Origin of the sequence: Agrobacterium sp. O3.4 (genome assembly GCF_041414895.1) — a bacterium.
Lineage (GTDB): Bacteria > Pseudomonadota > Alphaproteobacteria > Rhizobiales > Rhizobiaceae > Agrobacterium > Agrobacterium cucumeris.
The window spans coordinates 1,665,809-1,689,896 of the sequence record NZ_JALPZP010000001.1; the positions used below are offsets into that span (position 1 = coordinate 1,665,809).

At 60.2% G+C, this 24,088-nt stretch carries 28 protein-coding genes; 8 read left to right on the top strand and 20 right to left on the bottom strand.

Translation table 11 applies throughout. The annotated features are described in order from the left end of the window. The first annotated feature begins 131 nt into the window (after positions 1-131). The gene (locus M0412_RS08060; protein ID WP_149898879.1) at positions 132-380 is read left to right on the top strand and encodes a hypothetical protein; all 249 of its coding nucleotides are present in this window, start codon (positions 132-134) and stop codon (positions 378-380) included. A gap of 17 nt (positions 381-397) precedes the next feature. Here M0412_RS08060 and M0412_RS08065 read toward each other — a convergent pair whose 3' ends face one another. The 8 genes from M0412_RS08065 to M0412_RS08100 form a co-directional block, all read right to left on the bottom strand. After that, positions 398-739 (bottom strand): type II toxin-antitoxin system RelE/ParE family toxin, encoded by a 342-nt coding sequence (locus tag M0412_RS08065; protein ID WP_269698451.1) that lies wholly within the window; start codon positions 737-739, stop codon positions 398-400. After that, entirely contained in the window at positions 729-998 is a 270-nt protein-coding gene (locus tag M0412_RS08070) for a type II toxin-antitoxin system ParD family antitoxin (protein ID WP_149898877.1), read from the bottom strand. The genes M0412_RS08065 and M0412_RS08070 overlap by 11 nt, the downstream gene beginning before the upstream one ends. Positions 999-1,074: 76 nt before the next feature. Continuing rightward, positions 1,075-1,275 (bottom strand): heavy-metal-associated domain-containing protein, encoded by a 201-nt coding sequence (locus M0412_RS08075; RefSeq protein WP_269698452.1) that lies wholly within the window; start codon positions 1,273-1,275, stop codon positions 1,075-1,077. A 55-nt stretch (positions 1,276-1,330) separates the two neighbouring features. Beyond that, a complete protein-coding gene (cueR, locus tag M0412_RS08080; RefSeq protein ID WP_269698453.1) occupies positions 1,331-1,753 on the bottom strand; it encodes a Cu(I)-responsive transcriptional regulator in 423 nt (140 codons plus the stop codon). Next, positions 1,750-4,359 carry a heavy metal translocating P-type ATPase gene (locus M0412_RS08085; protein WP_269698454.1) on the bottom strand — a complete coding sequence of 870 codons (2,610 nt, stop codon included), beginning with the start codon at positions 4,357-4,359 and terminating at the stop codon, positions 1,750-1,752. Before M0412_RS08085 ends, cueR begins: the two co-directional genes overlap by 4 nt. A gap of 162 nt (positions 4,360-4,521) precedes the next feature. Continuing rightward, positions 4,522-5,130, bottom strand: coding sequence for a class I SAM-dependent methyltransferase (locus tag M0412_RS08090; protein ID WP_269698455.1), 609 nt, complete (start codon positions 5,128-5,130; stop codon positions 4,522-4,524). A gap of 43 nt (positions 5,131-5,173) precedes the next feature. After that, positions 5,174-5,998, bottom strand: coding sequence for a class D beta-lactamase (blaOXA, locus tag M0412_RS08095; protein ID WP_142839376.1), 825 nt, complete (start codon positions 5,996-5,998; stop codon positions 5,174-5,176). Positions 5,999-6,155: 157 nt separating this feature from the next. Next, on the bottom strand, positions 6,156-6,647 hold the full coding sequence (locus M0412_RS08100; protein WP_269698456.1) for a YcgN family cysteine cluster protein: 492 nt from the start codon (positions 6,645-6,647) through the stop codon (positions 6,156-6,158). A 265-nt stretch (positions 6,648-6,912) separates the two neighbouring features. Here M0412_RS08100 and M0412_RS08105 point away from each other — a divergent pair, with 265 nt between their 5' ends. Then, entirely contained in the window at positions 6,913-9,105 is a 2,193-nt protein-coding gene (locus M0412_RS08105) for a transglycosylase domain-containing protein (protein ID WP_269698457.1), read from the top strand. Between the two features lie 241 nt (positions 9,106-9,346). Here the strand turns inward: M0412_RS08105 and M0412_RS08110 are convergent, their stop codons facing one another. Beyond that, positions 9,347-10,246 carry a LysR family transcriptional regulator ArgP gene (locus M0412_RS08110; RefSeq protein ID WP_142839373.1) on the bottom strand — a complete coding sequence of 300 codons (900 nt, stop codon included), beginning with the start codon at positions 10,244-10,246 and terminating at the stop codon, positions 9,347-9,349. Positions 10,247-10,621: 375 nt separating this feature from the next. Here M0412_RS08110 and M0412_RS08115 point away from each other — a divergent pair, with 375 nt between their 5' ends. From M0412_RS08115 to M0412_RS08125, 3 genes are all read left to right on the top strand, one after another. Then, positions 10,622-11,230: a LysE/ArgO family amino acid transporter gene (locus M0412_RS08115; protein ID WP_052817581.1), complete on the top strand. Its 609-nt coding sequence runs from the start codon at positions 10,622-10,624 to the stop codon at positions 11,228-11,230. Between the two features lie 111 nt (positions 11,231-11,341). Then, positions 11,342-11,929 carry a DUF1214 domain-containing protein gene (locus M0412_RS08120; RefSeq protein ID WP_142839372.1) on the top strand — a complete coding sequence of 196 codons (588 nt, stop codon included), beginning with the start codon at positions 11,342-11,344 and terminating at the stop codon, positions 11,927-11,929. Then, on the top strand, positions 11,922-12,470 hold the full coding sequence (locus M0412_RS08125) for a DUF1254 domain-containing protein (RefSeq protein ID WP_269698458.1): 549 nt from the start codon (positions 11,922-11,924) through the stop codon (positions 12,468-12,470). The genes M0412_RS08120 and M0412_RS08125 overlap by 8 nt, the downstream gene beginning before the upstream one ends. Positions 12,471-12,490: 20 nt before the next feature. Here M0412_RS08125 and M0412_RS08130 read toward each other — a convergent pair whose 3' ends face one another. Then, a complete protein-coding gene (locus tag M0412_RS08130) occupies positions 12,491-12,679 on the bottom strand; it encodes a hypothetical protein (protein WP_142839370.1) in 189 nt (62 codons plus the stop codon). A 554-nt stretch (positions 12,680-13,233) separates the two neighbouring features. Between M0412_RS08130 and M0412_RS08135 the strand changes: the two genes are divergently transcribed. Next, the gene (locus tag M0412_RS08135) at positions 13,234-14,178 is read left to right on the top strand and encodes a DUF2336 domain-containing protein (RefSeq protein WP_269698845.1); all 945 of its coding nucleotides are present in this window, start codon (positions 13,234-13,236) and stop codon (positions 14,176-14,178) included. A 23-nt stretch (positions 14,179-14,201) separates the two neighbouring features. On the opposite strand, the gene M0412_RS08140 is transcribed toward M0412_RS08135, so the two are convergent. The 3 genes from M0412_RS08140 to M0412_RS08150 form a co-directional block, all read right to left on the bottom strand. Next, a complete protein-coding gene (locus tag M0412_RS08140) occupies positions 14,202-14,555 on the bottom strand; it encodes a DUF1491 family protein (RefSeq protein ID WP_269698459.1) in 354 nt (117 codons plus the stop codon). Between the two features lie 298 nt (positions 14,556-14,853). Next, positions 14,854-15,768 carry a peptidoglycan-binding protein gene (locus M0412_RS08145; RefSeq protein ID WP_269698460.1) on the bottom strand — a complete coding sequence of 305 codons (915 nt, stop codon included), beginning with the start codon at positions 15,766-15,768 and terminating at the stop codon, positions 14,854-14,856. Then, entirely contained in the window at positions 15,740-17,269 is a 1,530-nt protein-coding gene (locus M0412_RS08150; protein WP_269698461.1) for a HAMP domain-containing sensor histidine kinase, read from the bottom strand. The genes M0412_RS08145 and M0412_RS08150 overlap by 29 nt, the downstream gene beginning before the upstream one ends. 485 nt (positions 17,270-17,754) lie before the next feature. Between M0412_RS08150 and M0412_RS08155 the strand changes: the two genes are divergently transcribed. Together M0412_RS08155 and M0412_RS08160 are read left to right on the top strand one after the other, a co-directional pair. Next, positions 17,755-18,180 (top strand): DUF5330 domain-containing protein, encoded by a 426-nt coding sequence (locus M0412_RS08155; RefSeq protein ID WP_269698462.1) that lies wholly within the window; start codon positions 17,755-17,757, stop codon positions 18,178-18,180. Between the two features lie 194 nt (positions 18,181-18,374). Continuing rightward, positions 18,375-18,791: a SufE family protein gene (locus M0412_RS08160; RefSeq protein ID WP_269698463.1), complete on the top strand. Its 417-nt coding sequence runs from the start codon at positions 18,375-18,377 to the stop codon at positions 18,789-18,791. Between the two features lie 19 nt (positions 18,792-18,810). Here M0412_RS08160 and M0412_RS08165 read toward each other — a convergent pair whose 3' ends face one another. The 7 genes from M0412_RS08165 to M0412_RS08195 form a co-directional block, all read right to left on the bottom strand. Continuing rightward, on the bottom strand, positions 18,811-19,644 hold the full coding sequence (locus M0412_RS08165; RefSeq protein ID WP_269698464.1) for a DUF6456 domain-containing protein: 834 nt from the start codon (positions 19,642-19,644) through the stop codon (positions 18,811-18,813). Then, complete coding sequence (locus M0412_RS08170; RefSeq protein ID WP_142839363.1) at positions 19,637-20,059, bottom strand: helix-turn-helix domain-containing protein; 423 nt, start codon at positions 20,057-20,059, stop codon at positions 19,637-19,639. Before M0412_RS08170 ends, M0412_RS08165 begins: the two co-directional genes overlap by 8 nt. Positions 20,060-20,449: 390 nt before the next feature. Continuing rightward, positions 20,450-20,878: a MucR family transcriptional regulator Ros gene (ros, locus tag M0412_RS08175; RefSeq protein WP_003497181.1), complete on the bottom strand. Its 429-nt coding sequence runs from the start codon at positions 20,876-20,878 to the stop codon at positions 20,450-20,452. Positions 20,879-21,311: 433 nt separating this feature from the next. Beyond that, positions 21,312-21,644 carry a monovalent cation/H(+) antiporter subunit G gene (gene mnhG, locus M0412_RS08180; RefSeq protein WP_269698465.1) on the bottom strand — a complete coding sequence of 111 codons (333 nt, stop codon included), beginning with the start codon at positions 21,642-21,644 and terminating at the stop codon, positions 21,312-21,314. After that, positions 21,641-22,024 carry a cation:proton antiporter gene (locus tag M0412_RS08185; RefSeq protein WP_269698466.1) on the bottom strand — a complete coding sequence of 128 codons (384 nt, stop codon included), beginning with the start codon at positions 22,022-22,024 and terminating at the stop codon, positions 21,641-21,643. Before M0412_RS08185 ends, mnhG begins: the two co-directional genes overlap by 4 nt. Beyond that, entirely contained in the window at positions 22,021-22,500 is a 480-nt protein-coding gene (locus M0412_RS08190) for a Na+/H+ antiporter subunit E (RefSeq protein ID WP_269698467.1), read from the bottom strand. Before M0412_RS08190 ends, M0412_RS08185 begins: the two co-directional genes overlap by 4 nt. Beyond that, positions 22,497-24,071, bottom strand: coding sequence for a Na+/H+ antiporter subunit D (locus tag M0412_RS08195; protein ID WP_269698468.1), 1,575 nt, complete (start codon positions 24,069-24,071; stop codon positions 22,497-22,499). Before M0412_RS08195 ends, M0412_RS08190 begins: the two co-directional genes overlap by 4 nt. Between the last annotated feature and the right edge of the window lie 17 nt (positions 24,072-24,088).

Here is a 24,088-nt window from a genome sequence, read left to right on the forward strand (position 1 = left end):
AAACTAGAACCTCAAGCACCATTGAGGTCAAGACGGCTTTTCACGCAATTTGCTTTGAAGGAATTGGCTGCCGGCAGGAACCCCGCCCCCGCCCGGCCGTTTGCTGAAGAACCGATAGAAAGGATATCGTCATGGACCGCAAGAAAATCATGCCGCTCAACGAAGACGCCATGGACGAGGATCTGCTCGATCTCGACGTCGATGCGCTTCCGGCCAAGGGAGAAATCCCGCAATCCATCGAACAGGAAATCGAGGAGGAAGAGGCCGAGAGCGAGGATGACCCCTATCAGGAAAGCGACGAGGCCCTTCCCGACGATGCGGAAGAACGGGTGATCAACCGCAATCCCTCGCGGGAAGGCGGGGCGTTCGACGAGGTTTGACCCGGGCTGCCGGAGCCTTATGCAAGGCGCTTGAGCATATGGCGCTGATGGTCCTGCCCGCCGAAGAAGACGGCAAGAATACGCACGGTCTTTTCGCCCTCATCGACATCGAAATAAAAAACTGCCTGATTTTTCGTTACCCGGCGAAGGCCGGGTAGCAATTCTGGTGTCAGCGTTCCCTGAAACGGCGCTTTGTGAAGAGCGTCCATATCCGCCTCAATCGATCCCACCCGTCGCGCCGCCCGCGTGAATGCGGCCGGCAAAGCATCGCCAAGATCGAGATAGGACTGGACGAGATGGTCGAGAATGAGACCGAGGTCCTTGTCCGTCTGTGTCGAACGCAGGACCTTAAAGGCCATAGCCGGCCTTTTTGGCCGCGATCATGGCCGCGGTTCTGTCCTTGCCATCCTCCACGGAGATGAACTCCCCCTGCCCGCGTTCAGCCAGCAAGTCACGAAGCGCCGCGATTTCGGCGTCCTTTAGTTCGGTTTCCTGCCGAAGCAGTTCCAGCCCGCGCTGGACCACAGCGCTGAGGCTGGCATAACGCCCCTCCTCAACCAGCCGGCGGGCGAAGCTATCCTGCTGATCGGAAATGGATACGGATGCCTTGACGGACATTGCGGCACTCCTTTTGCATGGAGGGTGATGCTACTCAGTAGCACACCCTCCATATTCATTCCAGCAACAATGCCTTTCAGCCCACCCGTTCCGGCGAATAACCGGCATCGCGGATCGCTGCTTCCGCCGTTGCGGCGTCGCCCGTCACCGTGAGTTTGTGGGTGGCGAGATCGATGCTGACAGACGCGTCGGGCAGCACGTCAGCGAGAGCGCCGCGCAGGGTCTTTTCACAATGGCCGCAGGTCATGTCTGACACGAGGAAGGTGGTTGCAGTCATGGTTTTTTCTCCTTTTGACCGGTAGCGATATGGTCGCGCCGGCTGTCATTGCAGTTCAGTGGGTTCTTACCTGCTCGCCGACGCTCTTTTCAGCGCCGGCGAGATCATCGAGGATGGGGCAATCGGGCCGGTTATCGCCGCCGCAGCAATGGGCGAGATGGGACAGCGTCTTCACCATGCTCTTCATCTCGGCGATCTTCTGCTCGAGATCGGCGATATGGACGAGCGCGATCTCCTTCACCGCCGAACTCTCACGGCTCTTGTCCTGCCAGAGTTTCAGCAGCGTCTCGGTTTCTTCCAGCGAGAAACCGAGCGTGCGCGCCCGTTTGATGAAGCGCAGATTGTGCACGTCCTGCTCGCCATAGACCCGGTAATTATTGCCGGTGCGGGCGGCGGGGGTGATGAGGCCGATCTGCTCGTAATAACGGATCATCTTGGCGGAAACGCCCGATGCTTCCGATGCCTGGCCGATATTCACGACGTCACCTCCCTGTGAGCGACCTTCGCCCGTTTCAACCGCAGCGCATTGGCAAGAACGAAGACGCTGGACAGAGCCATCGCGCCCGCGCCGATCATCGGCGACAGCGTGATGCCAAAGGCGGGATAAAGCACGCCCGCCGCGACCGGTATCAGCGCCACGTTATAACCGAAGGCCCAGAACAGGTTTTCCTTGATGTTGCGCATGGTCGCCCGGCTCATCTCGATGGCATTGACCGCCCCCAGAAGATCACCGCCAACCAACACCACATCGGCACTTTCGATGGCGACATCCGTACCCGTGCCGACGGCGATGCCGATATCGGCCTCGGCCAGTGCCGGCGCGTCATTGATGCCGTCGCCAACGAAGGCCAGCACCTTGCCGCCGGCGCGCATTTCGTGGATCGCCTTCACCTTGCCTTCGGGCAGCACTTCCGCCACCACGCGGGAGATGCCGACCTGCCGGGCGATGGCGTTGGCCGTGCGTTCATTGTCGCCCGTCACCATCGCCACTTCGATACCCATCGCCTGCAACGCTTTGATCGCAGTGACACTCGAGGGTTTCAGCGGATCGGCGACGGCAATCGCAGCCGCCAGCCTGCCGTCGATGGCGGCATAAAGCGGCGTCTTGCCCTCGTCACCCAGCCTTGCGGCGGCTTCAGCGAAAATCTCCACGGAATGGCCGAGTTTGGCCATGAACCGATCTGCGCCGACTTCGACCCTGCGGCCATTGACGGTGGCGGCGATGCCATAACCCGTGACGCTTTCGAAGTTCTCGACGGTCGCAGGTTCTAGTCCTGCAGGGGTCGCAACCTTCTTTTCTTCCGCAGCCCGGACGATGGCTTCGGCAATCGGATGTTCCGAACGGCCCTCGACGGCGGCGACGAGCGCCAGCACTTCGTTATCGGCAAACCCTTCCGCCACCACCAGATCGGTCAGTTCCGGGCGGCCCTTGGTCACAGTGCCGGTCTTGTCGACCACGACGATCTCAGCCGAGCGCAGTTCCTGCAGGGCCTGCCCCTTGCGGAACAGCACACCCAGCTCCGCTGCCCGGCCGGTGCCGACCATGATTGAGGTCGGCGTGGCGAGACCCATGGCGCAGGGGCAGGCGATGATAAGTACCGCGACCGCATTGACCAGCGCGAAAGTATAGGCGGGCTCAGGACCGAAGATCGCCCAGACGATGAAGGTCAGCACCGCAATCGCAATGACAACGGGCACGAACAGCGCGGTGACGCGGTCGACCAGCAGTTGGATCGGCAGCTTGGAGCCTTGCGCCTCCTCCACCATGCGGATGATCTGCGACAGCATGGTATCCGCGCCGACCTTGGTTGCCCTGAACTTGAAGGCACCGGTCTTGTTGATGGTGCCGCCGACGACCGCTGCGCCGACCGTCTTTTCCACCGGCACGGGTTCGCCCGATATCATGGACTCATCGACATAGGACGAGCCTTCGACGACTTCGCCATCCACCGCCAGCCTTTCGCCGGGACGGATGACGACGATATCGCCCGTCACCAGATCGTCAGGAGAAATATCGATGGTCGCACCGCCGCGCTCCACCCGGGCGGTCTTTGCCTGCAGGCTCATCAGCTTGCGGATGGCGTCTCCCGTACGGCCGCTGGCGCGGGCTTCGAGAAGCCGCCCGGTGAGGATCAGCGTCACGATAACGGTGGCCGCCTCGTAGTAGACGAATTGCGCCTCTGCCGGCAGCAGATCGGGCGCGAAGGTTGCAACAACCGAATAGAGATAGGCCGCCGTGACACCCAGCGCCACCAGCGAGTTCATTTCCGGCGCGCCGCGCAAAAGTGCGGGAAAACCGGTCTTGAGGAAGCGCAGGCCCGGCCCGAAAATCACCGCCGTCGCCAGCACGAAATAGATGTAATAGAGGTTCTGCGTCTCGATGATGCCCATCAGCCAGTGATGCATCGGCTCATAGAGATGGCCGCCCATTTCCAGCACGAAAAGCGGTGCGGTCAGGATGGCGGCAATCGTCAGGTCGCGTTTCAGCGCGCCCTCCTCACCGGCATGTTGCATATGGTCATGGCCGCCGCTTTCGCCGGCCATCGCCATCTGGCTGTGGCCCTGATGATGTCCATGGTGCTGGCTTTGGTGTTGGCTTTGGTGCTGGTTGGAGTCTTGATGGGCGGAATGATCGTGCGGCTTGCGCGTCGTCAGCGCAAAGCCGGCGAGCTTTGCCGTTTCCACCAGCGCATCCCGCTCACGCCGGCCACCGATGGTTTCCACCGCCACCTTGCCGGCAGCAGCGTCCACCTTCACATCGACGGTGGTGGCGACGGCGTCCAGAATGGTTTTCAACCGCCCGGCATCCGAATCGTTGCGCAGGCCTTCGACGGCAAATTCATGCCGGTCCGGTGCGATATTGTAACCGACCTTCTTGATGGCGGCACCGAGCGTCCTGGCAGAAAAGCCCTCGGCGGGCTCGACGGTGAGCTTCTTCGTGGCGAAGTTCACCGAGCTTGAGGCAACGCCCGGCACCTTGGCCGCGGCCGTTTCCACGCGCCGCACGCATGACGCGCAGGTCATGCCTTCCACGGGAATGGAAACCGGTTGGTTCGAATGGGCGTGTCTGACTGTCTCGTTCATGGGAAATCCCCTTTCGAGACCCTATGTAGGGCTTCCCATGATGGGAAGGTCAAGGTGTGGGCAAGCTTTTTGTTGAACACACAATCGTGAGCACTGGCACCAGCCATAAAAGCAGGGATTTCCGTCGTTTACCTTTGTGTCCGGTAACCGCGCGTTCGCCTCTCAGGCCGCTACGCGTCTGGCGAGATAAACCGTTGCCCCACCACATTGCGGGTCATTGACCGTGTGATCGAGAAGCCGGAACCCATTTGCGGCGAGCAGGCTCTCATAATCTTCGCGTGCAAGGCTGGCATGATAAAGCGGCTTGCCGTGAAACGTGCCTATCGCTTCGCCCTGTCCCGGCCCGGCCGTAAACATCAGGGCCGCACCGTCATTGGCGTGCTGGCGGAAAATGCCGAACATCAGGCGTTGATCTACGGGCTTCAGGTGGAAAAAACTGTGCCAGGCGATCAAACCGTCAAAACGGCGACCGAGAGCCAGCTCGCGCATATCGGTAACCGCCCAGAGATTTTCCGGAAACCGGCTGCGGCAAAGTTCGATCAGCGGCAGGGACGCGTCGATGCCCGTGACGTCATAGCCGTTGGTGATGAAATAGCCGGCAATCGGTTCGCCGGAACCGCAGCCGATATCGAGAATGGAACCGCCGCCGGGCAAAAGCGAGATGAACCTGTCCAGCCATGGTTTTTCGCCAAGGGACCGGCCGCGCTCCCTGTCGAAATCAGCGCCGTGTTCGGTATAAAGCCCGATGACATCGCGGGAGGCGTTCGACATTTCCTGATGTCCTTTTTTCCAGGGCATTCCGGGCGTGCCGTTCTTACCGGTGCACCGCCAGCCGCGGAATATCACGCAGGAAGGCGTCGCGTACGGCGGGGCCGAGCGGTTCGTTGGATGGTTTGTCGGAAACGCGCAGCCTTGCGAAGACGATGTGCTGGCCTTCCCGCTCCGCCCAGCCGACGAACCAGCCGAAAGGACGGTTGCGGTCGGGATTGCCCTTTTCATCACGCATATAGCCGGTCCCGGTCTTGCCGTGCACTGCCCAGCTTTCCGGCGCATCGAACGTTGGCACGATCGCCCGGGTCTTTGCCTGCGCATCGCGGGAAAAAGGCAGGTTGCCGGCCAGCAGACGGCGGATGAAGCCGACCTGCTCCACCGGTGAGATGGTCAGCGACGAACCGAGCCAGGAATGGGTCAGCCCGTTATTCTTGCCCGGTTCGCCGGAAACATCGGCATTGCCATAACCAAGACGCTTCACATAAGCGGCAAATTTTTCCGGGCCGAGACGGCGGGTGACTTCGCGTGAGTACCACAGCACCGAATCCTGCTCCCATATGGTGGGATCAACCGTCTTGCGGTCCGAAGCGCGGGCCTCCGTGCCGGGTTTCCAGTCCCAGGCGGGCGACTTCTCATCCTGAAGGATGCCGGCATCGTAGCCGATCAGCGCCAGCGGCACCTTGAAGGTGGAGGCCGGGGCCACGCGCTGGTCGCAGGCGCCCTGCTGGTTGATGACCGCCCCCGTCTCGATGGAGGTGACCAGCGTGCATTCAAACGCCTGCGGCTGTTGCTGGGCGGAAGCGGAAAGCGGCAGGAAGCCCGGAAGGGCAAGGCACGAAAGAACGATGGCGGGCAGCCGGTAGCGCATGCGTTTTGATGTCCCTCGTCCGCATTTTGCGGATCATTTGCCTGAATGGTGAGAGCGGTCATTGTTTGAGGCGTATCGTTTTCCCGAAACCGCAAAACACTTTCGGGCGATATGCCTTAGGTGACTGATGGGGCAGGAATAGGACCAAAACGAAAAATCACACTTTCCGTGAAGTCCGTTCCTTTTCGCCTGCCCTCTCACCCACTGTCAGGGGCCAATCGACCACATAATCCTCGAAGTCGTCAACATCCACATCGGCCTCGCTGACGGTTCTGCCGCGTGCCGAAATGCCGGCCTGATGCACCGTGTCCGTGTCGCCGGAGACGAGATAGTGCCACCAGTACAGATCCTTGCCGTCACGCACCAGCGCATAGGCGCAGGTGGGCGGCAGCCAGCCGATCTCATGCACCTTCTTCAGGTCAAGCTGGATACAGTCCGGCACCGTGGCGCGGCGGTTTTCGTAATCGGAGCATCGACAGCTTTCACCGTCAAGCAGCACACAGCGTACCGAGGTGAACACCACTTCGCCGGTGTCCCAGTCTTCCAGCTTGTTGAGACAGCACAGGCCGCAGCCGTCGCACAGGCTTTCCCATTCCTCGCCGGTCATCTCGGTGAGCGATTTGGTTTTCCAGAACGGCGCGTCATTCATCGTTAACATTTCCGTTTCATTTTGATCTCTTGGACGGGAGTGTTTAACCGGTCCCTAATCCTTTATATCGTATCGCCAAGGGCTGGTTTGTACGATATTTTAGCATATTGGCGGCGGCTGAGGGTCATTGGCCCGCAAGAAGTCGCCACGTCAAGCAATTCCGACATAACCATGCCACGCTTTTGCGTCGGGAATGGGTTGGAGCGGGAATATCGGGCAGGCATATCGACGGGCCGCGTTGCGTTGAACAGGAAAACATCGCCAGGTGCAGGAAGAAAAAGACGATAAAAACGGCCGCAAAAAGCGGCATATCCTGCTCCGGATCGATAGCTTTATCGATAGCGGCCTGTGGACGGCTGCGGCGCGGCTGGTGGATTTCTGGGAAGACGTCACCATCGCCTCGCGCAAATTGCATGTGCGCGGCTGGAAGAAACTTGTCGTCAACCTGACCTGTGATGCGCTGACCTTCGGAACCGCAGGTGCAGTCGTGCTTCTGGCGCTGGCCATGCCCGCTTTCGAAGAGACCAAGAAGGACTGGCGTTATCGCGGCGATTTCGCCGTCACCTTCCTTGACCGTTACGGCAACACCATCGGCCATCGCGGCATCATCCATGAAGACAGCGTGCCGATCGACCAGATGCCTGATCATTTCATCAAGGCGGTTCTGGCGACCGAAGACCGGCGTTTCTTCGATCATTTCGGCATCGATTTCATCGGCCTTGCCCGCGCCATGAGCGAAAATGCCCGCGCCGGCGGTGTGGTGCAGGGCGGCTCGACGCTGACGCAGCAGCTCGCCAAGAACCTGTTTCTCACCAATGAGCGCTCGCTGGAGCGCAAGATCAAGGAAGCCTTCCTCGCGCTCTGGCTTGAGAGCAACATGTCGAAGAAGGAAATCCTCAGCCTTTATCTCGACCGCGCCTATATGGGCGGCGGCACCTTTGGTGCTGCTGCGGCGGCGCAGTTTTATTTCGGCAAGAACCTGACCGATGTGACGCTTTCGGAATCCGCCATTCTGGCCGGCCTGTTCAAGGCGCCGGCCAAATATGCGCCGCATGTCAACCTGCCGGCGGCGCGCGCCCGCGCCAATACCGTGCTTTCCAACCTGGTGCAGAGCGGGCTGATGACCGAGGGCCAGGTGATCGGCGCGCGGCGCAACCCGGCCACCGTCATCGACCGCGCCGATGTGAAGGCCCCGGATTATTTCCTCGACTGGGCCTTCGACGAGGTGCAGCGGCTGGCCGCCGAAGGCAAGTTCAAGGACCACACCGTCGTCGTGCGCACCACCATCGATACCGGCCTGCAGCAGGCGGCTGAACAGGCGATGGAAATGGAGCTGCGTGAATATGGCGAGGGTTACCGCGTCAAGCAGGGCGCAATGGTGATGATTGAAAACGGCGGCGGCGTGCGCGCCATGGTCGGCGGCCGTGACTATGGCGAAAGCCAGTTCAACCGCGCCACCGCAGCCCTTCGCCAGCCGGGCTCCTCCTTCAAGGTCTATACCTACTCGGCCGCCATGGAAAAGGGCATGAAGCCGGAAACGCTGATTTCTGACGCACCGGTGACATGGCGCGGCTGGTCGCCGCAGAATTACGGCCGTTCTTATGCCGGCAAGGTGACGCTGCAGATGGCGCTCGCCAAATCCTACAATACCGTGCCTGTGCGCCTCGCCAAGGATGTGCTCGGCACGCAGGTGATTGTCGATACCGCCAAGGCCATGGGCGTGGCCACGCCACTGCGCAGCGACAAGACCATTCCGCTCGGCACTTCGGAAGTCACCGTTCTCGATCAGGCCACCGCCTATGCCGTGTTCCCGGCCGATGGCATGCAGTCGCGCCGCCACGGCATCGAGCAGGTGATGGATTATGAGGGCAATGTTCTCTACGATTTCAGCCATGACGAGCCGCCCGCCAAGCGGGTGCTTTCCGAAGACGCCAATTCGAAGATGAACCAGATGCTGGTGACCATTCCGGTGATGGGCACGGCGCGGCGCGGCGCGCTGGATAACGGCATCGTCTCCGGCGGCAAGACCGGCACGTCGCAGGCCTATCGCGACGCCTGGTATGTGGGCTTTACCGGCAACTATACGACCGCCGTCTGGTTCGGCAATGACGAGTTCACGCCGATGAACAACATGACCGGCGGCGCGCTTCCCGCCATGACCTACAAACGGCTGATGGACTACGCCCATCAGGGCATGGAACTGCGCCCGATCCCCGGCATCCAGAACCCGCTGCCGACGGGCGCGCGCCCGCAACCCTCGGCAGAAGTCGCATCCGCATCCGCCAGCACACCGGCCATGCCGGCACTCACTCGCCCACGTTCGCTTTCAGCAGAGGCGACACGCGTCATCCGCTCCATCGCCAAGAAGATGAAGGATGCTTCAGCGTTGAGCGTGACGACGCAGAAGGTGGCGGATGCGTCGCTGCGGGACGGCGCGGAGGATGCGACGCGGCGGTGACGTCTGGCGCATTGCCTGAAGATTTCTGTTGGAGTGTGTGGCTTACCCCCCTCTGTCCTGCCGGACATCTCCCCCACAAGGAGGGAGATCAGCAGGAGGCGCTACCGCCAGTTCATTCTCAAACGTTGAGATGGGCGGAACCTTGCCGCAGATCGATCTCTCCCCTTGAGGGGGAGATGCCCGGCAGGGCAGAGGGGGGTGAGCCTCGTACTCCGTCGTTACCGTTTTTCCACACCGCAGCTCACCGCAACAACCCCGCCCTCGCCGTCTCCACCATATGCGATGTCAGCGCGCCCAAACGGTCGGCGGCCAGACGATTGACCTGCCAGTAAAGCGGAATATCGAGCGGCGTGCCGGGAACGACCTCCACGAGCCGGCCTCCCCTCAAATGCTCCGCCACCAGTTGCACCGGATTAAGCCCCCAGCCCATGCCCGCAAGGCTTGCCTTCACGAAACCATCGGTAGAGGGCAGCCAGTGGGTGGGATAGGAGACGTCTTCTCCCAGCGCCTGCCTGATCCAGCTCGCCTGCAGCCTGTCCTTCTGGTTGAAGGTCAGGCCCGGGGCGCGGGCAAGGGCTGCGGGCGTGACGCCATCGGCGAAATGGCGGGTCATGAAATCCGGGCTGGCGGTCGCGTGGTATCTGAGCACACCGAGGGGTGTGACGCGGCAACCCTGCACGGGCTTGGCATGGGCGGTGACGGCGGCAAGCACCCTGCCCCCGCGCAGCCATTCCACCGTGTGATCCTGATCATCCACCGCGATATTGACGAGATAATCGTTGCTGCCGGTGAATTTCGAAACCGCATCCAGAAACCAGGTGCCGAGGCTATCGGCATTGGTGGCGATGTTGAGCGTCACGCGCTCCTGCCCCGATCCCGCTTCCGCCAATGCCGGCAGCTGGCGGAACAATTCACTTTCCAGCATGCCGACATGGTCCATATGACGGCAGAGCCACTCGCCCTTTTCCGTCGCCACGCAAGGGTTGCCACGCACGATCAGCACCACGCCCAGCCGCTCCTCCAGCTGTTTGATGCGCTGCGAGACGGCCGAAGGCGTCACACACAGCACCTGCGCCGCCTTTTCGAAACTGCCGGTCTGGGCAACGAGCGCCACGGCGCGCATGGAAGGGTAATCGAGCATTACGATACTCGATGTGAAGGCTGATTTTGACACAGCGCATATGAGGACTTCAACCATCGGCGCTGGTCATCCCCGCCCTCATTCCTGTGTTTGTCACGGGAATCCAGCCACCCCAAGCCGTTGGGCTGGAAGGACTCCCTCGCCGTGCAGACGCACGTCGGCTGGATTCCTGTGACGAGCACAGGAATGAGGATGGAGGTGAGAAGACCGCTCATGAGATCTGTCCGTTGAATAACGTGTAGCGCATTAGCCAGACTTATCTGGATTGAGTTTATTTAACTGGATTAAACCATTCCACCCAAATATCCAAGCAGTCGGTCCGAAAGCAGCGCCTTCGGCCATTACACATGGAAAGAGGCAGGGGCCGCGACACGCATGGACATCCAAATCTTCTTCACCGGCCTGACGATGGGCCTCAGCCTCATCGTTGCCATCGGCGCGCAGAATGCTTTCGTGCTGAAGCAGGGGTTGGCGCGCTCGCATGTGTTTGCGGTCTGCGCCACCTGCGCCATTGCCGATGCGCTGCTGATCACGGTTGGCGTTTTCGGGTTTCAGCGGATCAGCGCCGTCATGCCGGCGCTCGATCCCATCATGCGTTATGCCGGGGCTGCCTTCCTCATCTGGTATGGCGCCAAAAGCCTGCATTCGGCGCTGCGATCTTCCGAAGCGCTGTCGGTGGCCGAGCGGCAGGAGGCGAGCCTGTGGCAGACGCTGGCCATTTGTCTGGCGCTCACCTTCCTCAATCCGCATGTCTATCTCGATACCGTCGTGCTGCTCGGCACCATCTCGACGCAATTTCCCGGCTTCGAAAAGACCTTTGCGGCAGGTGCGGCCACCGGCTCGGTGCTGTTCTTCTTTTCGCTGGGTTATGGCGCGCGCTGGCTGCGGCCGATCTTCGAGAAACCCTCCGCCTGGCGCATTCTCGAAGGCGTCATCGCGGTCACCATGTGGGCCATCGCCTTCAAGCTGGTCATGGGCGCGTGAGAACCGGAATTCGCAATTCCACTCATTTTCACAAAGACTAAACAAAGGGCACCATTTTCCAAACGGGGAATCAGTGATAGTCCTCGACCTGTTCAAAAACGGGAAAACAGCGTGTTCCGAGTTCCATTCCTTGTCGGCATTGCCCTTCTGATCGCCTTTGGCGGCGGTATTGCCGTGACACTGGCGGCGCTTGAGGCGACATCCGGTTTCGGATCGATCCGCATTGGTTCCTGGGATGCGTTTCCCGAAGCGCAGACGATCGAGGCCGACCCTTACGCCAAATCGCACCGTGCCGATGCCGGCAGGCTGCTTTATGGCACGACCGAGGGGTTGGCCTTTACCGCCTCCGTCGACAGCGATGGCCAGCGGCTCAGCGGTGAATGCCGTTACCGGCTGGCCGGCGCCGTGCCGCCTTCGCGATTCTGGACGCTTTATACCGCCGATCAGCAGGGCAATGTGCTGGCGGAAGATGCCGGACGGCCGTTTGCGCTGAATTCCCGCACGCTTCTGCGCAGCGCCGATGGCGGCATCGACATCACCATCGCCCCCGACGCCCAGACCTATAATTGGCTGGCGGTGCCGCAGGGCCAGACATTCAAGCTGGTCATGACGCTGCTCGACACGCCGGTTGCCGGCAGTTCCGGCCTGATCGACATCGCCATGCCGCAGATCCGCAAGCTGGGGTGTGGCAATGCTTAGGGTCCTGCTCGCCATCCTCACCGGCCTTGTCGCCGCCGCCGTGCTGCACGTCATCATTCTTCTGGCGATACCGCATTTCAGCAATCGCGATGCCTATACCCGCGCCGTTGCGGAAGGAAAGCCGCATCTGTTTCATCTGCTCGAAGAGACGACGGAGAAAAAGACGCTGGCCAGCGGCGATCCCTTCATGCGGGTCGCGGTCTGCACGTTCAATATTGAGGAAAAGCCCGTCCGGCTCACCGCCGTCGGCGTTGTGCCCTTCTGGTCGGTCGCGGTTTACGACAAGGCCTCGAACGAGGTGTTCAGCATGAACGACCGCACGTCTGCCGGCGGGTTGATGGATATTCTGGTTGCCGATGCGGTGCAGATCGCCGCTATCCGCAAGGCGCAGCCGCCATCGCTCTCACAGGCCATTCTGGCGGAATCGGATCAGACGGAAGGATATGTGGTGTTGCGGACCCTGGTGCCGCAGCCAAGTTTCGGAGAAGAGGCAGAGCGTTTCCTGAACGAAGCGAAATGCCAGCCGACGCCGTGGAAATAACGCCGGTCTTTTACATATAATCAGGATTTCAGAGCAGTTTCCGGTGCGGATTTGCCCTTGCGCACGACCTTGCCCGCGGGCTCGGTTTCGCGCTTTTCATAACGCACGCCGGTAAACAGCACCACCTTTGCGGGGCCGATCACCCTGGCTGCAATGCCGGCGGGACGCAGGCTTCGTCGTGCGTCGCCAATTGGAATAATGTCTGCCATGCTTCTCTCCTCTTCGGGAGTCAATGTTGCCTATGGGAACCGCGCAAGCCTCGTCTTGCGTCGGGAATTTCATCACCATCACATTGCGCATAATCCAGCCCACAGGCTGGTTTTCGCATGTCCCTAAAACCGCAGAAGGTTTTAGCGCGGGACTATGCGGACATTCAGGCATTTCGCCGCCATTTTGGCTTTTATTCCGAACTTCAGAATAACATGGAATCCTAATACTGCCCACGAAATTACAAACAGACAGAGGTTAATGATCCGTTAACCCTAATCGCTGGACGGCAATTTATCGCCGACAGGGCTGCACCCGTTGAAAACAAAGGCGATGCGGCAAAGTTCCATGACATTTTTTCCGTCATGAAGGTTTTAAAATTTCCTTGTTGATAGAGGCAGAATATCCCTTGCCACCCCCCATAGTTAACAGGACGTCAACGGATTTGCTCTAATTTGAGCCGATATTGTGTTTGCGTTTGTTGGGTAGTGCGTTGACCGACCGGTTTCGAGAACTTGAGAGGCCAAGAGCCGTGAGGAAGAAAGATGTGGTGCTTATGGCCACGGTGACGAATTTCGAGAATGTTTCCCATCCGTCAAAAACGGACCTTCGGCAGTTTGCCGAACTTTTCATGCCGCTTTTCAACGCCTCCACCGAAGAAGCCAAGCGGGAAGCGATTGCCGCCCTGTCGCAGCATCCGAGCGTGCCTTCGGCCGTCGCCTTCTTCATCGCCTGCCAGCCGATTTCGCTTGCGGCGCCCTTCCTTATCGCGTCGAAGTGCCTCACCGACGAAACGCTGATCACCATTGCGCGCACGCAGGGTGCCGCGCATGCCCGCGCCATCGTGCGCCGCGAAGACCTCTCCCCCACCGTCATCGACGCGCTGGTTGGCCTGCGGCATGCCGAAGATCTGAAGCGGCCGGATGAGCCGACGATTGCCGCCGAACCGCAGTTGGTGCCCCCCCCCGTCGAACCGGAAGTGGCGGACGTGGCCACCCCAGAGATCACCACGAAAATTGATGCCGTATCCGCGCTCGAAGAAGAAATGCGTCAGCGGATCAAGCAGATGGCCCGCCACCTCAACCGCCCCGAAGGGGACGTGCTTGGTCTGCGCCGCCTGAGCGAAGTGCAGGAAGCGCTGCTCGTGCGTTTCGCCCGCGAGCGTAACGCCCGGCAGTTCGCGGTGGCGCTGGCGGATTCGCTGTCATCCAGTTACTGGCTGTCGGAACGTATCATGCTTGATATTTCCGGCGCGCAGCTTGCGACCACGCTCACCGGGCTTGGCATGGAGTTTTCCGAAGCCGCTTTCGTCTTGCAGTGCTTTTATCCGCACCTTGCCGCCGCAGAAGGTGACATGAGCCGCGCCGAGGCCCTGCTCGACCGTCTCGACATCGTCGAGTCCGAAGAGCGGGTGGAAAGCTGGCGCAGGGCCGATAGCTATACCCATGGCCGCGAGCGGCCGAGCCGTATTACCGTCGTTCCCCGCAAAACCGGGACGTGAGGGAGTAAACGGCCTTTGGCCGTCTAAGCCGGCGGCTGATCCACCAGCGTCAAGAGCGTGCCGATCTCATCCGTCTCGATCTCCACGATCCACAGATCGCTGTCGAAGCGCCGTTCCTTTTCCAAAAGAGCGGCGCTTTCCTCACCCTCCGCACCGGCAAGACGCGTTTCAAAACGGCGCTCGGCGCGGATTTCCTCGTCCTCGGCAAAACTTTGCGGCGCCGGTCCATAGAGATTTTCACGACCATCGCGCAGACGCTGGCGGATGAAGATCGCACCAGCCTCCTCCGCACCCTTCTTTTCGACGGCCGCAAATCCGCCGGCGGCGAAAACGCGGCGAATGAGGGCGGAGACGAAGATTTCGGATTTGAGGCGCATTGGCGGTGCTTTCGCGAGAGGTTGGGGCTTGCTCTCAATGTTGTGTTCTGGCGGTGGGTTCGTTGATGGCGGGCCGAAGTTGCGCGGGTTTACCCCCCTCTGCCCTGCCGGGCATCTCCCCCACAAGGAGGGAGATCGGCAAGAAGCACTGTCGTCACTCCATCCTCAACCTCGATATGGGCGAAACCTCGCCGCAGGTCGATCTCCCCCCTTGTGGGGGAGATGTCCGGCAGGACAGAGGGGGGTAAGCCACGCGCACCCCGGTCTGCCATCACTAGAAATTCCACGAAAGCCTGATCTAAATCGCCCCGATCGACTTCAGTTTCTTCAGCACCACTTCGCTCGGTTCGCCGGTTTCCGGCAGCCGATAGTGTTTTTCAAAAGCGCGGATGGCGTTGCGGGTCTGCTGGCCGGCCACGCCGTCCACCTTCACGTCGGCATAGGCGATGTTGATCAGCCCCTGCTGGATCTTGGCGATCAGCGCGCTGCTGGCCGTTTTTGCGCCAGCGGTCGCGCTGTTGAGGGAGGCGGGTTCGGCCTTGACCTGCGGCTTCTCCGCCTTGCGGATGGCGGCGGCGACAGGATCGATTTCCACTCCGCCGCCGGTGTTGGCGTCGGACGGCCGGTCCTTTGGAATTGCCGCAACGGTGGCGCCGTCGATCCTGAGGGCGGCCAGCACCCGGGTCGTCGGCTCGCCGGTCTGTTCCATGCCGAGCGTTTCTTCGAAGAACATGATGGCGGCGGCGGTCTTCGGCCCCATGCGGCCATCCGCGTCGCCCTCGTAGAGCCCGCGTTTTTTGAGTTCGCCTTGGATATCGGCAACGATCTGCTGCGGCTTCTGGCTTTCCACTGGCGGCAGCGCCGCGGTCTCGGCGGCGGGTGACTGCGTCGCTTCCGTCTCGTCCGGCCGCTCTATGCGAAAGGTGGTGACGTTGCCGTGGGTGCCGAGCGGCTCTGCCGGGCGATAACCGGCGATGCCGTTCGGGTTTTCCGCATCACGCGTGCGCAGGAAGGGAGACGGGTGAATGCCCGGCTGGTACCAGAGCGCATTAGCCGCGACAAAGCCGAAGACGACCGCGAAAGCACCGCAGCCGCCAACCAGTTTCGGATGGCGCAGGACTTCGCGCCCGATGGCCGCAACCACCAAGGAAACAAACCCGGCGCCAATCTGGGCCGTTGTTTTCTTAGGCGATTTTCGCTTTCGCGGGGCCATCGTCACCATCCTTCTTCATAATCGCAGCCATTTCGCCGAGTTGCCGGATGCGCGGCGGAAATTCCACCATGCGTTCAGTTTCAGCGTCTTCGCCACCCGCCATGCCGGAGCCGTCGGCAGGCAGCATGATCGTTACGACCGTCCCCTCGCCGGGCTGGCTGGCGATGACGAAGGTGCCGCCATGCAGTGCCACCAGCCCCTTGACCAGGGACAGTCCAAGACCCGTGCCCTCATAGCGACGGGTATATTCATTCTGAACCTGCATGAACGGCTGGCCCAGCAGGTCAATCTTGTCGGAAGCGATGCCGATGCCGGTATCGCTGACCGTCAGTTTCAGCATCTTGCCTTCACGCGCGGCGTCGATCGACACAACACCACCCGCGTCGGTGAATTTTATGGCATTGCCGGCCAGATTGATGAGAACCTGGCGGATGGCGCGCTGGTCGGCCGAGATTTCGCCGATGCCGCGCTGGATGCGGCTCGTCAAAGTCAGGCCTTTTTCCTTTGCCTGCAGGCCAAGCATCGCCTCGCAGGAGGAGATGGTTTCGGCAATCGGGAAGCTTTCCATCAGCAGCTCGTAGCGGCCGGCTTCCAGCTTGCTCATATCAAGCATGGTGTTGACGACCGACAGGAGATGCGCGCCGGACTGGCGGATCAAGCCGACATATTCACGCTGACGATCATTTTCCAGCCGGCCGAAATATTCACCGGCCAGAATATCGGAAAAACCGAGGACGGCGTTGAGCGGCGTGCGCAGCTCGTGGCTGACGGCGGCAAGGAAACGTGACTTGGCGTCATTGGCCGATTCGGCCTCTGCCGCCTTGCGGGCGACATCGCGGCGCAGCAGTTCCATCTCGGTGACATCGGAAAGCTGGGCGACGACGCGGCGAAGCCGGCCGGACGTGCTGCGGATCGCCGTCATCTCGATACGGGCATGCATGAACTGCGCCGGGCGCGATTTCGCGCCGCTCTCGAACCGAAGCTCGGCGCTGGCCTTGTCCTCGCCCTGCCGCAGAAGATCAAAGGCCTGCATCAGCTCGATACGATCGGAGACATAAACATATTCGGCAAAGACATGGTCCTTGCAGGCCTGAAGCTCGACCGGAAATTTCTCACGGTCACGACCGGAGACCCGTTCGACGAGGCCGATTTCATTGATGGTGAGCACGAGGCCCGGCACCTGCGACGCTGCGACAAGGTCGTCATCAGCCGCAGGAGCGGAGAAGGATGCTGCACCACGCAGCGGCCGGGAAAAAGCAATCGACAGGGCGGCGGCGGACAGAAACAGCGCCAGCACCAGGGCTGCGCCGATGGGCAGCGCGATGGCGGGGCTGAAGACGAGGCTGAAGAGGGCGGGCACAACCAGAAGGCCGACGGCACCGAAGGCAATCAGCCGGCGCAGGCGCGCAACGGTTCCGGCGCGCCTTTCGGCGTCCTCTTCCATGCGCGCAAGCCATCTGCCCGCTGCATGGTCGACCAGTGCGACCGCTTTTTCTCTCATATTACGCAATACCAATACCGAATCCCTGAGGCGGATCTTATGGTCCCGACAATAGAAGGTGGCGGCTTAAGGAATGGATAAAAAGAATGGTCGCAAACGGCCTTCAAATGCGCCGCAGTCCCATTACGGGGCATTTATTCGAAGCTTTGCCAATCATGGTTAATGACGGGTAAGCGACGGATTTCGCTTCATTTTTGCCATCGCGTTAACCTTTGTGGCAATGCATGCCGCTTCTTTGCCCCGGAACGCGCGGCCTCTGTCGCAATTATGCTTAACATGGACTGTTAAAATGCGAATGAATTGATGGCAGGCGTCCCGATGCGAGGAGAATAGATACAATTTGAATTAAATTGCGCCGCTTTTTGCAATTGGCTGTTCGCCGGTCGCCTGTAGCTTCTCCCCAAGCCCGAAAAACGGGACAAAGGCCAATGACCCGAAACCGGGCGGGGCTTCAAAACAAAGATCATCTGGCAGGGTGTCTGACAATGTGGTTTCTGATCAAAGGAACATTCTGGTTTTCGCTGGTGCTGGTGGCGCTGTCCTATTTCGGTAGCTACAACGACCCCACCAAGGAACCTTCGGCATTCGATCTTCCCAGCGCCGTTTCGGCCGCCGGCGAGGCCTATCGTTATGTCAGCGCCATCTGCATTGAAAAGCCCGACGTCTGCGTCAAGGGCGCCGAAACCTTCCATGCGCTCGGTGAGCGGGCAAAGGAAGGCGCCAAGGTTGCCTATGAACTGCTCGACGCGCAGCTTGCCGCCGGTGACAAGACCGCGCCCGCCGCTGAAGTGGCTGCCGAGACTGAAAAACTGGCCGAAGCGCCTGCCATCAGCGTCGAATTCCCTGGGAATACCGACATGCTGAAGACCGGCACCGTCATTCCCCTGCCGCAGAAGCGCCCTGCCCCCTGATTATTTGCCGGTCGCGCATCGCCGCGCCGCCCCTTCTCTGCAGCCGGATATGTCCGTCTGCGTGACTGCCTGCCAAACTTGCCCACGGAAACCTGTTTTCCGTGGGCTTTTTCATGGCCTGCCCGGTTCAAAACCGGTCACACTTGCCCTATATCGTAGCAAAGACATGCAATAATGGACGATACGGCGCGCAAATGGCCTCTCTCGAAACGATCCTTGATGACTTCGCCTTCCTCGACGACTGGGAGGATCGCTATCGTTACGTCATCGAACTCGGCAAGGCGCTGCCCGATCTGCCGGAGGACAAGCGCAGCGCTGAAAACAAGGTGCAGGGTTGCGCCAGCCAGGTCTGGCTGGTCAGCCATAGCGATGGTGCGGAAGACCCTCTCATGACCTTCGAAGGCGATTCCGACGCGCATATCGTGCGCGGTCTCGTTGCCATCGTCCTTGCCGTCTATTCCGGTAAAAAGGCCTCCGAAATCGCCGGTCTCGATGCCATCGAGGTGTTCGACAAGATCGGGCTGGTGGAGCATCTTTCCTCACAGCGTGCCAATGGCCTGCGCTCCATGGTCAAGCGCATTCGTGAAGAAGCAAGGCTCCTCGCCGCCTGATCACTACCCGCCTGACCCATTACCGTGTCACCGTCATTGCCGCCATCGGCGGGCGATAATCCGCCTCGCCCCAATGGTGGCTTGTGCGTCTGGCGCGGCCGGGCGGCGGTGCGTAGTGTCTCGCAAGTGACAGAAGTGCGGCCCTCAGCAGGAGTTTTGCGGAGCGCGCCGGCCATTGCCGCTCCCGCTCCACCGCCTCCAGCCCCTTTTCAAAACAGCAGACATCGATGGCGACGCCGCAAAGCTCCGGCCCCATGGCATCGGCTGCGCGGGCAAACCGGACCCGTGCAGCCATCGCTGCCTCGGTGAGATCAAGCGCGCCGCCCGCTTCCCCTTTGGTTCGGTTCGCTATTCGCGGCTCCCATGTTGCCGTCACCTTTGGGCTGAGATGGCCGCGATGGAAATCAGCCGAGAGTCGTTCACCCGCCTGCAAGGCTTCCGCCGGGAAAAAAGCCGTGCCATCCCGTTCCTTCAGACGGGAAAAGGCCATGAGTGGTGATGTGTTGAGGTTTTGCCGGGCCGGTTGTTTATCGCCATCGACATCAACGACAATGTTCTGCAAATCCCGATGCTGCGCCTGAAAAACCTCGTCCCGATCCTTCGCCATCGCGCGCTTGAGATAAGAGGCGAGTGGCGGTGCGGCAGACAGCGTGTCTTCCCGCCTCTCGACCAGCCCGGAAGAGAGCGCAAGCTGCATCAAGGCCGCCGGCAACCGCAGTGCCGAACGCCCCTGCCGCATTCGGTGCAGGAGGATATCGCCGCCTTCTTCGCGGATTTCAGCCGGGCCGGCTGCGATGCAACGCAGAAGCCGCAGCAGGACCGGATCGACCGGAGTGGCTTTTGCCTCACTCATCCCGCACCCCTTTCATCAGGTTAAAAATGCTGCCGGCCAATCGTTCCAGTGCAGCGATGAATTCATCAAAGGCAGGCTCGTCACGGCGGTCCTCGACAACCTGGCAGGCATGGCCGACCGTCGTTCTGTCCCTGCCGAAACAGGGGCCGATATCCGACATGGGAATGCCAAGCTGCACATGGCACACATACATGGCGATCTGGCGCACATGGCATTCGCTACGCCGCCTGTCACGGCGTGCGCCCAGCCGCTCACCGGTCAACTGCACCATTTCAGTGGTCAGCTGCCGGATCAGCCGGCAGATGCGGGCAATCTCATCCCGCCCGGCGGCAGGCGGAAAACGACGAAAATGACGATCGGCGACCGGCACACATGGCCGCGCGGCAACAGACAGGGGCAATATATCCGACGGCATATGCAACTCCTCTACGAATAGGAATTAATTCATACACCTGAGAACTGACCTGGGGAAGCGTGAATTTGGCCGCGAAGAATATGCGCTTGATATAATTTTATTTTTGCAGAAATGCCGTGCGCGATAAAGGATTTTTTTCCTCACACGAGATTCGACGCGACAATAAAAAAGCCGGTCGACGGACCGGCTGGACATTCATGTGATGGTAAAGACAGCTTCAAAGGAAACATGTGAGGCGGGCGGGCTCCGCTTGCCGCCTTCTCCCCGCCGGGGAGAAGGTCGCGGCAGCGGATTGAGGGGGCTTAGTCGGCGACATGCGGAGAGTTTGCCCCCTCATCTGACCCTTCCTGCCATCTTCTCCCCGGCGGGGAGAAGAACAGGCAGATCCGATTAGCGGCTGGCCTTGCGGCGCTGGCCGAGACCCATTTCCTTGGCGAGCCGCGAGCGGGCTTCGGCATAAGCGGGCGCAACCATCGGATAGTCGACCGGCAGGTCCCATTTTTCGCGATATTCTTCCGGCGTCATGCTGTGATGTGTCGTGAGATGGCGCTTCAGCGACTTGAACGAGCCGCCGCATTCCAAACAGACGATATGATCGTCCTGAACCGACTTGCGCACCGAGACGGCAGGCTTCTGCTTTTCAACATTGACCGCCACCGATGCCGGTGCCGAGGTGCCGCTGAGTGCCGTGTGAACATCCGAAATAAGGCCGGGAAGGTCTGTTACCGGAACGACGTGGTTGCTAACATAGGCAGCCACAATATCCGCCGTCAGTTCGACCAGCAGATCCTGGGCGTTACCGTATGCAGTTTCCGTCATTTAAGTATCTCCTGTTTATTTATCTCCGGAAGCGAGCGAACGCCGCTTCGAGCGATGTGAAGTTACCCGGTGCCCCACCTTCGCTTTGTTGAAACCAACATGAAATCTACCCCTAGATTTCAAGCGAAAACCGGAAACGTATTGATCCGAGATTCAACTTATGGCCCGCGACATGGGCAGCAATGACCCGAGAGGTCATAGATTAGACATTAATAAAATGCCTATGCCGACTATGAAGAGGCTAGATGCAAATCGCGATTAGCAACTTTACACTTAATTTGGATAACAGCAAAACAGCAAAAGTCAAATTCCTATTGTGAATTTTTCAGTTCAAAACAGTCTAATCGCAATACAAAAAATTACGGGTAATAAAATACTATGCCAAGTGGTAATTGAAAATGAATACCCCCTATTATTGGGGGTAATTTCAACTTCAAATTTTCTTGAGGTCATCAACTACCGATTTGTCGTGAAGCGGATAACCTGCCTTATGCGCGGCCATAGCCAGAAGATGCGCGGAGACAGGTGCTGTCAGAATGAAGAAGAAGAAACCGGCAAGTGCCCGTGCCAGCGTCGACATATCCATGGAATGAATGCCGACCGCCAGAAGCAACAGCCCGGACCCCACTGTTCCCGCCTTGGAGGCCGCATGCATGCGGGTATAGACGTCAGGCAGGCGATTGAGTCCGATTGCGGCGATCAGTGAAAAGGCGGCTCCCGAGACCGTCAGCGCCGCAACGAGGATAGCCACCAGCCAGCCGGTCATTTTCCGCCCTTTCTTTTTCCGCCAACCATTTGATTATGCGATTTTTTTTCAGATTCTCGCGCTCTTTCGCCATCCAGCACCGCTTTCGAATTTCGCCCGCCATCTGCGCCGCGCGCCAGAACGAAACGGGCAAAGGCCACCGTTGCCAGAAAACCGACGAGCCCCAGCGCAATCGCGATATCGACATAAAGGGTGAAGCCGGTGCGGATGGCGATGACCGCGATGAAACCAATGGCGATGCCGACCAGCATGTCGAGCGCGACGATCCGGTCCGGCAGGGTCGGCCCGATGACGACACGATATACTGTCAGCAAAAAGGCTGCCGAGAGTACAACCGAGGCAAGTATAGTTGCAAATGAAACTATTTGTTCCGGCGTCATTGCTGAAACGCCTCCATGATCTTTTTTTCAAAGCCGTTGCGGATGTCGTTCCTTGCGGCTTCGATATTGCTGCAATCGATTGCGTGGACGTAGAGCGTTTTCCTGTCCCCGGATACATCGACCGACAGCGTGCCGGGTGTGAGTGTGATGAGATTGGCGAGCAGCGTGATCTGGAAGTCCGTCGTCACCGTCAGCGGATAGGCGAAGATGCCGGGCTGCACGTCGAGCTTCGGCCGCGTCACCAGTACCGCCACCTTCCAGGCAGACAGCGCCAGTTCCTTGAAGAACAGCAGCACGAGCGACAGTATCCGCGTCAGCCGCAGCCAGTGATTATTGCCCCTGGGTATCTGATGACGGATAAGCCCGAGCGCCAGTGCCGAGACGATGACGCCGAAGACAATGTTCGCCGGCGTGACGCTGCCGGTTATGGCAAGCCAGATGGCAAGGAACATCGACAGAACGATATAGAGGCTCATGGTTTGCCTCCCTGCGAAAAGACCGACTGGATATAGGCCTGGGGATCACCGAGCCCCACGGCTGCCTGCTGGCTGAGACTGAGCAGGCTTTCCGGGAACAGGCCGAAAAACACCACAAGCAAGGTCAGCCCGACCAGCGGCACGACGGAGGGCAGCGCCGGAGAGGACGGTGCCGGTGATGACGGCTGGCCTGCCGACGCCGCCGGGCGCCAGAAACACAGAAGGAATATCCGCCCGAAAGCGATGGTGGCGATGAAGCCGGAGACGAGAATGGCGGCGGCGAGCCACCACGCCCCGATATCGATCGCCGATTTGACCAGCACCGCCTTCGGCCAGAAGCCGGAAAACGGCGGCAGGCCGGAGCCGGCAAAAAACAGCGCCAGCGCCAGCGCCGAAAACCATGGGGCCTGCCCGTAAAGGCCACCAAGCGCCGTCAGGCTGAAGCCGCCGCCGAGGCGGGCGGCGTGGCCGGCGGCAAGATAAAGCGCCGTCATCAGCACCATGGAATGCAGCGCGTAAAAGATCGCGCCTGACACGCCCGACGGTGTACCGATGGCGATGCCCGCCATCATGTAACCGATGCCCGATATGACGATATAACCCAGCATGCGGCGGATGTCGTTTTGGGCGAGTGCGCCCATCGCGCCCAGCACCATGGTCAGTGCCGCCGAGATGGCGATGACGATGCTGAGCTCCTCGCGCTCGACAGGAAACAGCATGACCATGACGCGCAGCAGCGAATAGATGCCGACCTTGGTGAGCAACCCGCCGAACAGGGCGGATACGACGATGCGCGGCGTGTGATAGGAAGCGGGCAGCCAGAAATTCACCGGAAAGGCGGCGGCCTTCATGGCGAAAGCCAGTGCAAACAGGCTGGCAAGCGTCATTAGCGGCGCGGTTCCGCGCAGCCCGTTCGCCTTCAGGGCGATATCGGCCATGTTGAGCGTGCCAAAAATGGCATAGAGATAACCGACCGTGATCAGGAACAGCGTTGTGCCGATGAGGTTCAATATGGCGTATTTCAGCGCCCCGTCGATCTGTTGGCGCGTCGAGCCGAGCACGATGAGGCCAAAGGACGAGATCAGCAGCACCTCGAACCAGACATAGAGGTTGAACAGATCACCCGTCAGGAAGGCGCCGCTAACACCCGCCATCAAGAGCATCAGGAACGGATAAAAGCCGTAACGCCTGGCGCTGGCGTCGATATCGCCGGCGGCATGGATGGCGCCGGCAAGCGCAACGATGGCAGCGGCGAGCGACAGCAGCGCGCCGGTCAGATCGGCGGTAAAGGCAATACCGAAAGGCGGCAGCCAGCGGCCCATCACCATGGTGAACGGGCCCTGCGTCGCGACCTTCCACAAAAGCGCTGCATCAAGCAGCACCAGCAGGAAAAGCGCCGTAATGGCAACGGCCGCATGGTGGCGGATGGCGTGACGCATCATCATCAGCACGGCGCCGGCACCAATGCAGAGCGCGACCGGCAGGATGATCAGCCAGTCGGACAGCGCCACGGGCGCCATGACGAGCGCTGCGGAAAGATCGGTAACTGCGGAAGGGGTGGATGAGGCCATGTCTGTCTATGCTCCGC